The sequence below is a fragment of the Peribacillus sedimenti genome, assembly GCF_046237635.1.
GTDB lineage: Bacteria > Bacillota > Bacilli > Bacillales > DSM-1321 > Peribacillus > Peribacillus sedimenti.
Map to the genome: position 1 here is coordinate 904,579 of NZ_CP143547.1, position 13,271 is coordinate 917,849.

The window sequence follows — 13,271 nt, forward strand, 5'->3', positions numbered from 1 at the left end:
TGCTGTATTTCTTATGTTTTGGCAGTAGAAATATTGACAAACTGGACATAAAGCAGGTACACTAATTATAAATATTATAATGTAAGAATATATATATTTTATTAACGAAAGAGGTGCATGGCGGTGTCTGAAATACAATTAAAAGAAGCGTTGCATTCGCTAAAGGATACTGGTGTGAGAATAACTCCCCAACGTCATGCGATACTTGAGTATTTAATAAGCTCGATGTCCCACCCTACTGCCGACGATATTTATAAAGCGTTGGAGGGTAAATTCCCGAATATGAGTGTGGCAACGGTTTATAATAATCTGCGAGTATTTCGCGAAGTTGGATTAGTTAAAGAACTAACATATGGAGATTCTTCCAGCCGATTTGATTTTGTAACAACAAACCATTATCATGTGATCTGCCAAAACTGCGGCAAGATTGTAGATTTTCATTATCCTGGCTTAGACGAAGTTGAACAATTGGCATCGCATGTAACAGGATTTAAAATTAGTCACCATCGCATGGAAATATACGGTGAATGCCCTGAATGTGCAGCCAAAGATGCACATTAAAAAAGTTCCGCCGCTAAAGGTTGGAACTTTTTGTTTTTGAGGTCTTATTTTATTTTCCGGTTATATTTTTCATCAAATTCTTGTCCCTCGAGGGTTTTATCCAGGGTCAGTGGTTCGTTGCAGTGCATACACATATCAACACGGCCTAAAATCTTTGTGGGCTTGTTGCAATTAGGGCACACCACCTGAATTGTTTTAGTGGAAAGCATCCCTATCCAGAAGTAAACAGCTGTACTTAAACCTATACATAGAAGTCCAAGTATCATGAATATGGTCATGATTATTGGAGAGTCTCTAAAAAAAATACCTCCATACATAATAATCATACCGAAGAAAACCAGTCCTAAAGCAAATGTGCGGATTTTGTTTATTTTACTTGAATATTTCGCCATAGATTCCCTCCTAAAATATAACTATAACATAATTGAAATGTTAAGAAATAAATAATATAGGTAATATGCAGTGTTTTTTTGTGTTCATTGAAGGAATTAGATAGTGTTTGTCGAACAATTGTAAATACCATAGCTTTTGGGGGAATTAAATCATGGAGGACCTGCTACGTCCCATATATCAAGAGCGTGCAAGCATGCAGTCAACGCTCGGAGTGTTATTAATTGAAAAGCGGCTGCATGCAACATCCATCACAGATACATTTGATTACATTTTATTCATTGTAACGAAGAATGAAGATGATGGGCTTTATATTAAGCACTATACTTATAAGCAACAGAAAGCGGCCTTACATATAGTACCTGAAACACAATTACAGGAATGGCTGTTGCTTGGTTCCAATCGAAAGGTGATCGACTGGCTGCAAAACGGGAAGATTGTTTTCGACAGAAACGAATATTTATCTAACCTTAAAACCGAAATTCAGGAATTTCCGTTTTATGGCCGAAAGATCAAGATTGGAATGGAATTTGCCAAACTTATACGCAGGTATATGGATGGAAAGTCTTTTTTCGAAAATGGTCATTATCTAGATGCGTATAACCATGTGGTTCATTCGTTGCATCACTTAGCACGGTTGGAAGTGATTGAACAAGGCTTTCACCCAGAAATAACAGTATGGAATCAGGTTAAGCATATGGAACCTGAAATTTTCAAGCTGTATGAAGAATTAGTTAATAGTGAGGAGCCATTGGAGAAACGTCTGGAGCTATTGTTCCTTGCAAGTGAATTCTTAATTTATTCACGTACTTTCTTAGGAGCCCAACATCTTCTGGAAATTATGGCTGATAAAGAAGGGGCGTGGAGTATAAACGATCTGATGCAGCACCCGGAGCTGCACTACTATTCTGTGGATTTAAGCGTTTTATTAGAATACCTAATCGATAAGAATATTGTCTCTGTTAATGAAGAGCAAACCAAAGGTAATGATATTTGTCATCGATATTATCTTTTGTAAAAATTATTTCAAGAAAGTTATTGACCTAGATTTGTTTAGGTGCTATATTTATATACGTCGCTGCGGGATGCTAAAACGCAGTTTAATAAAAACAAAAAACATGTTGACAGCATGGTTGTTAACATGTTAAGATGTAAAAGTCGCTTCTGAGAGAAATGACATTGAGATTGCTCTTTGAAAACTGAACAAAACAAGCGCCAGATTCTTATTTCTTCTATATGTAGAAATAAGACGTCTAATCAATAGTGAGTACACACTTTAAAAGTACATGAGTTAAGGATCATCGGCTAAGATCGTCACGTCCTGTGACAACGCCGATGTTAGCACATCCATGTGCGTCACAAATTCTATCGGAGAGTTTGATCCTGGCTCAGGACGAACGCTGGCGGCGTGCCTAATACATGCAAGTCGAGCGGACAGAAGGGAGCTTGCTCCCGGAAGTCAGCGGCGGACGGGTGAGTAACACGTGGGCAACCTGCCTGTAAGACTGGGATAACTTCGGGAAACCGGAGCTAATACCGGATAGGTTCTTCCCCCGCATGGGGGAAGATGGAAAGACGGTTTCGGCTGTCACTTACAGATGGGCCCGCGGCGCATTAGCTAGTTGGTGGGGTAATGGCCCACCAAGGCGACGATGCGTAGCCGACCTGAGAGGGTGATCGGCCACACTGGGACTGAGACACGGCCCAGACTCCTACGGGAGGCAGCAGTAGGGAATCTTCCGCAATGGACGAAAGTCTGACGGAGCAACGCCGCGTGAGCGAAGAAGGCCTTCGGGTCGTAAAGCTCTGTTGTCAGGGAAGAACAAGTGCCAGAGTAACTGCTGGCACCTTGACGGTACCTGACCAGAAAGCCACGGCTAACTACGTGCCAGCAGCCGCGGTAATACGTAGGTGGCAAGCGTTGTCCGGAATTATTGGGCGTAAAGCGCGCGCAGGCGGTCCTTTAAGTCTGATGTGAAAGCCCACGGCTCAACCGTGGAGGGTCATTGGAAACTGGGGGACTTGAGTGCAGAAGAGGAGAGTGGAATTCCACGTGTAGCGGTGAAATGCGTAGAGATGTGGAGGAACACCAGTGGCGAAGGCGACTCTCTGGTCTGTAACTGACGCTGAGGCGCGAAAGCGTGGGGAGCGAACAGGATTAGATACCCTGGTAGTCCACGCCGTAAACGATGAGTGCTAAGTGTTAGAGGGTTTCCGCCCTTTAGTGCTGCAGCAAACGCATTAAGCACTCCGCCTGGGGAGTACGGCCGCAAGGCTGAAACTCAAAGGAATTGACGGGGGCCCGCACAAGCGGTGGAGCATGTGGTTTAATTCGAAGCAACGCGAAGAACCTTACCAGGTCTTGACATCCTCTGACTTCCCTAGAGATAGGGCGTTCCCCTTCGGGGGACAGAGTGACAGGTGGTGCATGGTTGTCGTCAGCTCGTGTCGTGAGATGTTGGGTTAAGTCCCGCAACGAGCGCAACCCTTGATCTTAGTTGCCAGCATTCAGTTGGGCACTCTAAGGTGACTGCCGGTGACAAACCGGAGGAAGGTGGGGATGACGTCAAATCATCATGCCCCTTATGACCTGGGCTACACACGTGCTACAATGGATGGTACAAAGGGCAGCGAAGCCGCGAGGCCGAGCCAATCCCATAAAGCCATTCTCAGTTCGGATTGCAGGCTGCAACTCGCCTGCATGAAGCCGGAATCGCTAGTAATCGCGGATCAGCATGCCGCGGTGAATACGTTCCCGGGCCTTGTACACACCGCCCGTCACACCACGAGAGTTTGTAACACCCGAAGTCGGTGAGGTAACCTTTTGGAGCCAGCCGCCTAAGGTGGGACAGATGATTGGGGTGAAGTCGTAACAAGGTAGCCGTATCGGAAGGTGCGGCTGGATCACCTCCTTTCTAAGGATATACAGACGTCAGGCGCTTATGTTTTGTTCAGTTTTGAAGGAGCGATTCCTTCAAACTTATAGGCAAATTAGAAGCAAGCTATTCGAGGAAGCAACTGAATGAGCACCGGAGCGTATTAGGATACGCGAGGATGTGAATGAGGGCAGCTGACGAAGAAGAGCGCCGCTTATCATTTGCCGGTTGTTCTTTGAAAACTAGATAACAGTAATAAGGCAAATTTTTGCGTCAATTTTTTAAAACACCGAGATGTAAAACTGATAATTTGTCAGGACCGAGGGATTCGAGGAAGCAATCGAGCGAGCACCGGAGCGTATTACACATACGTGAGGAGTGAGCGAGTGAAGCTGACGAAGAAGGCCGACGGTCATCACAAATTAGCAATGGTTAAGTTAGAAAGGGCGCACGGTGGATGCCTTGGCACTAGGAGCCGATGAAGGACGGGACTAACACCGATATGCTTCGGGGAGCTGTAAGTAAGCTTTGATCCGGAGATTTCCGAATGGGGAAACCCGCTGCCCGTAATGGGGCAGTATCCTTACCTGAATAAATAGGGTATGGAAGGCAGACCCGGGGAACTGAAACATCTAAGTACCCGGAGGAAGAGAAAGCAAACGCGATTTCCTGAGTAGCGGCGAGCGAAACGGAATTAGCCCAAACCAGAAGGCTTGCCTTCTGGGGTTGTAGGACACTCTATATGGAGTTACAAAGGAACGGGGTAGATGAAGAGGCCTGGAAAGGCCCGTCAGAGAAGGTAAAAACCCTGTAGTCGAAACTTCGTTCCCTCCTGAGTGGATCCTGAGTACGGCGGGACACGTGAAATCCCGTCGGAAGCAGGGAGGACCATCTCCCAAGGCTAAATACTCCCTAGTGACCGATAGTGAACCAGTACCGTGAGGGAAAGGTGAAAAGCACCCCGGAAGGGGAGTGAAACAGATCCTGAAACCGTGTGCCTACAAGTAGTCAGAGCCCTATGGTCTTTTTAAGACAACGGGTGATGGCGTGCCTTTTGTAGAATGAACCGGCGAGTTACGATTTCATGCAAGGTTAAGTTGATGAGACGGAGCCGCAGCGAAAGCGAGTCTGAACAGGGCGAATGAGTATGAGGTCGTAGACCCGAAACCAGGTGATCTACCCATGTCCAGGGTGAAGTTCAGGTAACACTGAATGGAGGCCCGAACCCACGCACGTTGAAAAGTGCGGGGATGAGGTGTGGGTAGCGGAGAAATTCCAATCGAACCTGGAGATAGCTGGTTCTCTCCGAAATAGCTTTAGGGCTAGCCTCAGCGTAAGAGTCTTGGAGGTAGAGCACTGATTGGACTAGGGGCCCCCATCGGGTTACCGAATTCAGTCAAACTCCGAATGCCAAAGACTTATCGCTGGGAGTCAGACTGCGAGTGATAAGATCCGTAGTCAAAAGGGAAACAGCCCAGACCGCCAGCTAAGGTCCCAAAGTATACGTTAAGTGGAAAAGGATGTGGAGTTGCTTAGACAACCAGGATGTTGGCTTAGAAGCAGCCACCATTTAAAGAGTGCGTAATAGCTCACTGGTCGAGTGACTCCGCGCCGAAAATGTACCGGGGCTAAACGTATCACCGAAGCTGCGGATTGACACCGATGGTGTCAGTGGTAGGAGAGCGTTCTAAGGGCGTCGAAGCCAGACCGGAAGGACTGGTGGAGCGCTTAGAAGTGAGAATGCCGGTATGAGTAGCGAAAGAAGGGTGAGAATCCCTTCCACCGAATGCCTAAGGTTTCCTGAGGAAGGCTCGTCCGCTCAGGGTTAGTCGGGACCTAAGCCGAGGCCGAAAGGCGTAGGCGATGGACAACAGGTTGATATTCCTGTACCACCACTTCATCGTTTGAGTGATGGGGGGACGCAGGAGGATAGGGCAAGCGCGCTGTTGGATATGCGCGTCCAAGCAGTCAGGCCGGAAACGAGGCAAATCCCGTTTCCACAAAGGCTGAGCTGTGATGGCGAGGGAAATATAGTACCGAAGTTCCTGATTCCACACTGCCAAGAAAAGCCTCTAGCGAGATGAATGGTGCCCGTACCGCAAACCGACACAGGTAGGCGAGGAGAGAATCCTAAGGTGTTCGAGAGAACTCTCGTTAAGGAACTCGGCAAAATGACCCCGTAACTTCGGGAGAAGGGGTGCTTTTTAGGGTGAATAGCCCGGAAAAGCCGCAGTGAATAGGCCCAGGCGACTGTTTAGCAAAAACACAGGTCTCTGCGAAGCCGCAAGGCGAAGTATAGGGGCTGACGCCTGCCCGGTGCTGGAAGGTTAAGGGGAGAGGTTAGCGTAAGCGAAGCTTTGAACCGAAGCCCCAGTAAACGGCGGCCGTAACTATAACGGTCCTAAGGTAGCGAAATTCCTTGTCGGGTAAGTTCCGACCCGCACGAAAGGCGTAACGATCTGGGCACTGTCTCAACGAGAGACTCGGTGAAATTATAGTACCTGTGAAGATGCAGGTTACCCGCGACAGGACGGAAAGACCCCGTGGAGCTTTACTGCAGCCTGATATTGAATTTTGGTACAGCTTGTACAGGATAGGTAGGAGCCTTTGAAGCCGGAGCGCAAGCTTCGGTGGAGGCGTCGGTGGGATACTACCCTGGCTGTATTGAAATTCTAACCCGCGCCCCTCATCGGGGCGGGAGACAGTGTCAGGCGGGCAGTTTGACTGGGGCGGTCGCCTCCTAAAAGGTAACGGAGGCGCCCAAAGGTTCCCTCAGAATGGTTGGAAATCATTCGCAGAGTGTAAAGGCACAAGGGAGCTTGACTGCGAGACCTACAAGTCGAGCAGGGACGAAAGTCGGGCTTAGTGATCCGGTGGTTCCGCATGGAAGGGCCATCGCTCAACGGATAAAAGCTACCCCGGGGATAACAGGCTTATCTCCCCCAAGAGTCCACATCGACGGGGAGGTTTGGCACCTCGATGTCGGCTCATCGCATCCTGGGGCTGTAGTCGGTCCCAAGGGTTGGGCTGTTCGCCCATTAAAGCGGTACGCGAGCTGGGTTCAGAACGTCGTGAGACAGTTCGGTCCCTATCCGTCGCGGGCGCAGGAAATTTGAGAGGAGCTGTCCTTAGTACGAGAGGACCGGGATGGACGCACCGCTGGTGTACCAGTTGTCTTGCCAAAGGCATCGCTGGGTAGCTATGTGCGGACGGGATAAGTGCTGAAAGCATCTAAGCATGAAGCCCCCCTCAAGATGAGATTTCCCATGGCGCAAGCTGGTAAGATCCCTGAAAGATGATCAGGTTGATAGGTCAGGGGTGGAAGCGTGGTGACACGTGGAGCTGACTGATACTAATAGATCGAGGACTTAACCAAATATATATATCGGTTCGCTGGCTAATGGCGTCACATCCTGTGACAACGCCAGCATGACCCACATCCTGTGGGCTTGGCGACTGCTTAGCTTCGACAGACGTTGGAGAGCCGGACCGCAAATCCTTCGGATTTGTGAGGACGGATCGAAACGGCCGAGAAGTTAGGAGCCGTAGCTGGACAACATTCATTGTTTTGATACGCAAAAACCTTACCTGTTATCTAGTTTTGAAGGAATAATAAATTTCTTCTTGCAAAATTTCAAAAAGGCATTATAATAAAATAGTGTCTGATTGATAAACAGTTTGGTGACGATGGCGAAGAGGTCACACCCGTTCCCATTCCGAACACGGAAGTTAAGCTCTTCAGCGCCGATGGTAGTTGGGGGATCTCCCCCTGTGAGAGTAGGACGTCGCCAAGCTGGCATTATTCCGCAGTAGCTCAGTGGTAGAGCATTCGGCTGTTAACCGAACGGTCGTAGGTTCGAGTCCTACCTGCGGAGCCATAATGGAGAGCTGTCCGAGTGGCCGAAGGAGCACGATTGGAAATCGTGTAGACGGGTAACCCTGTCTCAAGGGTTCAAATCCCTTGCTCTCCGCCATTAGTATTGGCCCCTTGGTCAAGCGGTTAAGACACCGCCCTTTCACGGCGGTAACACGGGTTCGAATCCCGTAGGGGTCACCAATTTTTTATGTGTGGAGGATTAGCTCAGCTGGGAGAGCACCTGCCTTACAAGCAGGGGGTCGGCGGTTCGATCCCGTCATCCTCCACCATTCGTATTATATCTATTATCGCGGGGTGGAGCAACGAGCTTTACTTCACTGAATATCTGCGAGTTGTACGGATTGAGCTGCTGCTTGGTTTGGCCTTCTGAAATCCGGACAGTCTACAGTGCACTTAGTGCATAAATTAAAATTGCATCATTTATATTATCGCGGGGTGGAGCAGTCTGGTAGCTCGTCGGGCTCATAACCCGAAGGTCGCAGGTTCAAATCCTGTCCCCGCAATCTGGTCCCGTGGTGTAGCGGTTAACATGCCTGCCTGTCACGCAGGAGATCGCGGGTTCGATTCCCGTCGGGACCGCCATTAATTTGTGGCTCAGTAGCTCAGTCGGTAGAGCAAAGGACTGAAAATCCTTGTGTCGGCGGTTCGATTCCGTCCTGAGCCACCATTAAAAGGAATGCCGGTGTAGCTCAATTGGTAGAGCAACTGACTTGTAATCAGTAGGTTGGGGGTTCAAGTCCTCTTGCCGGCACCATTTGTTTGTTTTAAAATAGTGGAGGGGTAGCGAAGTGGCTAAACGCGGCGGACTGTAAATCCGCTCCCTCCGGGTTCGGCGGTTCGAATCCGTCCCCCTCCACCATTTTTACAGGGGCATAGTTTAACGGTAGAACAGAGGTCTCCAAAACCTCCAGTGTGGGTTCGATTCCTGCTGCCCCTGCCATTTTAATCAACAATGGCGATTGTGGCGAAGTGGTTAACGCATCGGATTGTGGTTCCGACATTCGTGGGTTCGATTCCCATCAGTCGCCCCATTTTATTGATTATAGATAATTTTTATTATTGGGCTATAGCCAAGCGGTAAGGCAACGGACTTTGACTCCGTCATGCGTTGGTTCGAATCCAGCTAGCCCAGCCATTATGCGGAAGTAGTTCAGTGGTAGAATACAACCTTGCCAAGGTTGGGGTCGCGGGTTCGAATCCCGTCTTCCGCTCCATTATAAGGCGGCATAGCCAAGTGGTAAGGCCAAGGTCTGCAAAACCTTTATCCACCGGTTCGAATCCGGTTGCCGCCTCCATAACTTCTTTGCCGGTGTGGCGGAATTGGCAGACGCGCACGACTCAAAATCGTGTTCCTCACGGAGTGTCGGTTCGACCCCGACCACCGGTATCATAAGGGTCGAAATATAAAAAACCAATGCTTTGAAAAAACAGAGCATTGGTTTTTTTCTATTCTTTCCATCATAAGTGCAAGGCTTGTCCCTTTATGTGTTATACTGCTATGCCCCTTATTTGTATTATCAGGAACTCTGGTAAGGATACTGGGAAGAGTAATTGCTAAATTGTTTATGAGCCTGGTCCAATTTTTGCTGTTCTTCTGCCTCCAGCTTGTACCAGCCGTTTTGGAACATTAAATTATACATCTTGCGGCAGCTCTCATGAGTTTCCTGCAATATTTCAAGCATATCGGAATACAATTGCTCATGACTTGCTTCACGCACTGCTATATTCAGGCTATCGGTTAAATATTTGCAAGTACTGAGCCCGTCGTTTATATAATCGCGATCATTCATTTCAGGAGTTTTTACCTTTGGGAGCTGTCCTGTTTGGGGATTTGCAATTTGCATGTTCTTTTGTGAGTTTTCACCTGGCATTATTCCACCTCCTCTTTCAATACCAATCAGGAAGTTGATCCCTGGCTTTGGCTCTTGTTTATTACTTGATTATTATCTACCTGCAAGTGGGCTAGCAGCTTTTCATAATGCCTTTGATGCATTTTTCCTGCGTCATTCAATGCGTTGGATATTGTCTCGTTCTCTGTTTGCTGAGCAAGAAAATGGAACTTCTTCATTGCGAGCAGTTCCCACGATAGTGCATCTTTTAAATATAACAAATCCTTTGTTGTTATAGCACGAGGAGGATTTTCAAACTTTAATTGTTGTTTGTCCAATTAATCGGCTCCTTTCAATAATGGATGTATAAACATAGAATGTGCTATATCAATCCTCAATATTCCATAGGTATGATATGATCCATCCACCGCGTTGTCATTTTCTTCTCCAGCCTGGACTGCTGAAAAATGGTAGTTCAATTTGATAATTATCAACGAAATCGATAATTTTAGTAGACAGGAATTGGCAAATCACTGAATAAATAACTATCTTTATATCGATTACTAAGGCGGTAAGCATAAAGATGGATATGTTTATCCAAAACATTGCCTTCCCGGGGGACCACTTCTTATACATGGCTACCACTAATGCAAATACCACCATACCACCGCTAGACGCACCATGTTTAATTAAAATGCCAACTCCTATTCCATAGAAAATAGCGCCACAAAGGATATCAGCGCCAATATTCCAATCAGGCATAGGCCAAAACAGTGTAACCCAGTTCACTGTGAAGGATGTAATGGAGACAGAATAAATCGTTCTAATAATCCATTCATATCCAAAGTACTTAATAGCCAAAGAAAGCGACATAAGATTAGCAAACCATAAGGATACACCAATGGACATATGAAGAAAATAGTTTAGCAGTACTGCAATTCCTGCGGCTCCGCCTGAGGGAATGGAGTTTGGAAACAGGAATAATGCCATCCCTATCCCTTGAATAATGGCACCAAAGGTTAAATAGCCATAGGAAGTAATTTGTGATACTAAGAGCGATCGAATCGAACGCTTGTTATTCATTCTTTGTTTCAGCCACACTATTCACTTCCCCCATCCCCCTGATTTTTCACCTTGTCCATTTTATGAAATTGAAGCAACAATTATGTTACAAACAATTGTAGCCGGGCTTCATAAGAGAACAAGGCTGTATTCGTATAGTAACGTTTGAGAAACGGACAGGGAGGAACGGGTAAACATATTTTAAAAGAGGCAAAAATATGTTACGATGCTAACAGAAGTATACTCTAATAGTGCCGGTGTGGCGGAATTGGCAGACGCACACGACTCAAAATCGTGTTCCTCACGGAGTGCCGGTTCGACCCCGGCCACCGGTATATTCATTTGAATGCGGATACAGGTGTTAAAAAAAGTGAACGTTTGAAAAGTAAGGGCACGCTGCTTTAATAGTTATCAGTTGTACTAAAATTCCATCGGAGTCAATCATACCTTTTTATGAATTCTTTGATGACCAAGAATTCTATGTAGGTTTAATCATGAACTATCTTATATTAAGATAATAAATTTTTGTCTTTTATCTGTGTGAAAGGCTTTGGAATATACGGAATATTCGTGTGATAAAAACAATAAAATTATGCTTGCATCCATTAGCATAATTCTATATAATAAATCATGTAAGAGAGATGCTTACATCATTGACAAAAAATCATATTATATGCGGGTGTAGTTTAATGGTAAAACCTCAGCCTTCCAAGCTGATGTCGTGAGTTCGATTCTCATCACCCGCTCCATACATAGTTACAACGCAGTGTTTCGTTACAGTGGAGAACGAGGCGCTGCGTTTTTCATTTCTTAGGCATACCTTTTAGTGTATGCTTTTTATTATGGACATTAATGGGAATAATTATATGAAAAGTATGGTGATGAAAAATGACCAAAAATACTGCAGCAAATGGCAAGACTCAAGTTAGGCAGTTCTTATCCATTGTCCTCTCCGAAAAACCATCGTGGTGGATGATTACCTTTATTCTTGGTTTAAGTCTGTTGGAAACGGTCGCTGCCCTGGCAGTTCCGCTGTTTACTAAAAGACTTGTGGATTTGATGGGGGGTAATGGCATTGAATTCAATGTAGCCCTTTTGCTGCTTGGGACATTTATTATCCAGACGGTGGCCGGAGGAGTTTCCTATTATTTTCTGATTTATATTGGAGAGAAAATGGTGGCAGGTATAAGGCGAAGGCTTTGGGACCATGTTTTGAAGCTGCCCATTCCGTTCTTTGATATGAATCAATCCGGTGAAACAATGAGCAGGATCACTCAGGACACCAATATGATCAAGAATGTAATTACGAATCATTTGGTAACATTCATTGCAGGCATTATTTCGATTATCGGTTCGGTCATTATTCTATTTATGCTGGACTGGAGAATGACTTCCATTATGCTTGGAGTTGTTCCTTTATCCATGCTGGTTCTGATACCGCTCGGCCGCAAGATGTATAGGGTGTCCAAGCTGACACAGGATGAAATGGCACGCTTTAGCGGCAACCTTGGAAGGGTATTGAGTGAGATTAGACTTGTCAAATCGCATAATGCCGAAATTGCCGAAAAGGAGAAAGGATATACAGGAATACATCAGTTATTCGGCTTTGGTTTGAAGGAAGCGAAGATACAGGCCGTTATTTCCCCGTTTATGACCACCATCATGATGGTCGTACTGGTGATTCTTATAGGGTATGGCGGGGTGCGCGTAGCGTCCGGACAATTATCTGCCGGTACATTGGTGGCAATTATTATTTATATGTTCCAAATCATTGTTCCTTTCAGCCAGATTGCTTCCTTTTTTACTGCCTTTCAGAAAGCGATGGGTGCGGCTGAGCGTATAGGACATATGCTTCAAGTTGAATCGGAAGAGTATCATGGAACAAGGCCAGATATCAGGAACAAGGATTTGATTTTTTCCGGCGTTACATTCTCTTATAAAGGATCTTTGCCTATATTAAAGGATGTCTCTTTTATTGTACCTGCAAATAAGACAATTGCGCTCGTTGGGCCAAGCGGAGGAGGAAAAACCACTATTTTCGCTTTAATAGAGCGTTTTTACGAGCCGGACAAGGGCATCATCCGCATCGGAAGAGAGCCCATATCCAGCCTGGATTTATCATTCTGGCGTTCCCAGATTGGCTATGTTTCCCAAGAAAGCCCTGTCATGAGCGGGACTATAAAGGAAAATTTATGCTATGGTCTTGATACAGCTGTAGCGGAAGACAAAATGATAGAAGCTTCAAAGATGGCCAATGCTCATGAATTTATTAAGAAGCTGCCTAATGGCTATGAAACAGAGGTAGGAGAACGCGGGGTAAAGCTTTCTGGAGGACAGCGTCAAAGAATCGCCATAGCAAGAGCCATGCTGCGCAACCCTAAGATTCTCTTGCTTGATGAAGCAACTTCCAACCTCGACAGTGAGTCGGAGCAGCTGGTTCAAAAAGCTATCAGCAAGTTGATGGAGGGGCGTACAACTTTGGTCATAGCGCATAGATTGTCTACAGTGATAGATGCCGACCAGCTGCTTGTCATAGAAGAAGGAACAATTACAGGACAGGGCAAACATAATGAACTCATACAATCACATGAACTATATAGGAAGCTTGCAGGCCAACAGCTGCAAATCGGTATGAGATAAAAGGCAGTGCGGGGCTTTCCTGACACTGCCTTGTGG

Annotated in this window: 7 protein-coding genes, 17 tRNA genes and 3 rRNA genes; 23 read left to right on the forward strand and 4 right to left on the reverse strand. The window is 46.3% G+C overall.

Annotated features, from left to right (window positions below):
* The first annotated feature begins 117 nt into the window (after positions 1–117).
* On the forward strand, positions 118–561 hold the full coding sequence (gene perR, locus V1500_RS04535; RefSeq protein WP_409304418.1) for a peroxide-responsive transcriptional repressor PerR: 444 nt from the start codon (positions 118–120) through the stop codon (positions 559–561).
* A gap of 44 nt (positions 562–605) precedes the next feature.
* Here the strand turns inward: perR and V1500_RS04540 are convergent, their stop codons facing one another.
* Positions 606–953: a YgzB family protein gene (locus V1500_RS04540; RefSeq protein ID WP_409304419.1), complete on the reverse strand. Its 348-nt coding sequence runs from the start codon at positions 951–953 to the stop codon at positions 606–608.
* 152 nt (positions 954–1,105) lie between these two features.
* Between V1500_RS04540 and V1500_RS04545 the strand changes: the two genes are divergently transcribed.
* The 19 genes from V1500_RS04545 (at position 1,106) to V1500_RS04635 (ending at position 9,091) form a co-directional block, all read left to right on the forward strand.
* Entirely contained in the window at positions 1,106–1,969 is an 864-nt protein-coding gene (locus V1500_RS04545; RefSeq protein WP_409304420.1) for a nucleotidyltransferase-like protein, read from the forward strand.
* Between the two features lie 347 nt (positions 1,970–2,316).
* Positions 2,317–3,866 (forward strand): 16S ribosomal RNA (locus tag V1500_RS04550).
* Between the two features lie 391 nt (positions 3,867–4,257).
* Positions 4,258–7,203 (forward strand): 23S ribosomal RNA (locus V1500_RS04555).
* A gap of 301 nt (positions 7,204–7,504) precedes the next feature.
* Positions 7,505–7,621 (forward strand): 5S ribosomal RNA (gene rrf, locus V1500_RS04560).
* Together the 16S, 23S and 5S rRNA genes with 15 tRNA genes alongside form the textbook arrangement of a ribosomal RNA operon.
* Positions 7,622–7,630: 9 nt before the next feature.
* Positions 7,631–7,705 (forward strand) — tRNA-Asn (locus V1500_RS04565).
* A 4-nt stretch (positions 7,706–7,709) separates the two neighbouring features.
* Positions 7,710–7,801 (forward strand) — tRNA-Ser (locus V1500_RS04570).
* A gap of 8 nt (positions 7,802–7,809) precedes the next feature.
* A tRNA-Glu gene (locus V1500_RS04575) sits at positions 7,810–7,884 on the forward strand.
* A gap of 13 nt (positions 7,885–7,897) precedes the next feature.
* A tRNA-Val gene (locus tag V1500_RS04580) sits at positions 7,898–7,973 on the forward strand.
* Positions 7,974–8,133: 160 nt separating this feature from the next.
* Positions 8,134–8,207: transfer RNA gene (locus V1500_RS04585), tRNA-Met, on the forward strand.
* Between the two features lie 3 nt (positions 8,208–8,210).
* A tRNA-Asp gene (locus tag V1500_RS04590) sits at positions 8,211–8,286 on the forward strand.
* Between the two features lie 9 nt (positions 8,287–8,295).
* Positions 8,296–8,371: transfer RNA gene (locus V1500_RS04595), tRNA-Phe, on the forward strand.
* Between the two features lie 11 nt (positions 8,372–8,382).
* A tRNA-Thr gene (locus tag V1500_RS04600) sits at positions 8,383–8,458 on the forward strand.
* Positions 8,459–8,478: 20 nt separating this feature from the next.
* Positions 8,479–8,563 (forward strand) — tRNA-Tyr (locus V1500_RS04605).
* Positions 8,564–8,570: 7 nt separating this feature from the next.
* Positions 8,571–8,644, forward strand: a tRNA-Trp gene (locus V1500_RS04610).
* A gap of 15 nt (positions 8,645–8,659) precedes the next feature.
* Positions 8,660–8,735: transfer RNA gene (locus V1500_RS04615), tRNA-His, on the forward strand.
* Positions 8,736–8,764: 29 nt separating this feature from the next.
* Positions 8,765–8,839 (forward strand) — tRNA-Gln (locus V1500_RS04620).
* Positions 8,840–8,843: 4 nt separating this feature from the next.
* Positions 8,844–8,918, forward strand: a tRNA-Gly gene (locus tag V1500_RS04625).
* A 6-nt stretch (positions 8,919–8,924) separates the two neighbouring features.
* Positions 8,925–8,999, forward strand: a tRNA-Cys gene (locus V1500_RS04630).
* Positions 9,000–9,009: 10 nt separating this feature from the next.
* Positions 9,010–9,091: transfer RNA gene (locus V1500_RS04635), tRNA-Leu, on the forward strand.
* A 130-nt stretch (positions 9,092–9,221) separates the two neighbouring features.
* Here the strand turns inward: V1500_RS04635 and V1500_RS04640 are convergent.
* The 3 genes from V1500_RS04640 to V1500_RS04650 form a co-directional block, all read right to left on the reverse strand.
* Positions 9,222–9,575: a spore coat protein gene (locus V1500_RS04640; RefSeq protein WP_409304421.1), complete on the reverse strand. Its 354-nt coding sequence runs from the start codon at positions 9,573–9,575 to the stop codon at positions 9,222–9,224.
* A gap of 26 nt (positions 9,576–9,601) precedes the next feature.
* Positions 9,602–9,871, reverse strand: a complete 270-nt coding sequence (locus V1500_RS04645; RefSeq protein ID WP_409304422.1) for a ferritin-like domain-containing protein — start codon at positions 9,869–9,871, stop codon at positions 9,602–9,604.
* A 97-nt stretch (positions 9,872–9,968) separates the two neighbouring features.
* On the reverse strand, positions 9,969–10,634 hold the full coding sequence (locus V1500_RS04650) for a YitT family protein (protein ID WP_409304423.1): 666 nt from the start codon (positions 10,632–10,634) through the stop codon (positions 9,969–9,971).
* 214 nt (positions 10,635–10,848) lie between these two features.
* Between V1500_RS04650 and V1500_RS04655 the strand changes: the two genes are divergently transcribed.
* The 3 genes from V1500_RS04655 to V1500_RS04665 all read left to right on the forward strand — a co-directional run bounded on the left by V1500_RS04655 (position 10,849) and on the right by V1500_RS04665 (position 13,235).
* A tRNA-Leu gene (locus V1500_RS04655) sits at positions 10,849–10,930 on the forward strand.
* A gap of 340 nt (positions 10,931–11,270) precedes the next feature.
* Positions 11,271–11,344, forward strand: a tRNA-Gly gene (locus V1500_RS04660).
* Positions 11,345–11,483: 139 nt separating this feature from the next.
* Positions 11,484–13,235 (forward strand): ABC transporter ATP-binding protein, encoded by a 1,752-nt coding sequence (locus V1500_RS04665; protein ID WP_409304424.1) that lies wholly within the window; start codon positions 11,484–11,486, stop codon positions 13,233–13,235.
* Positions 13,236–13,271 lie beyond the last annotated feature (36 nt).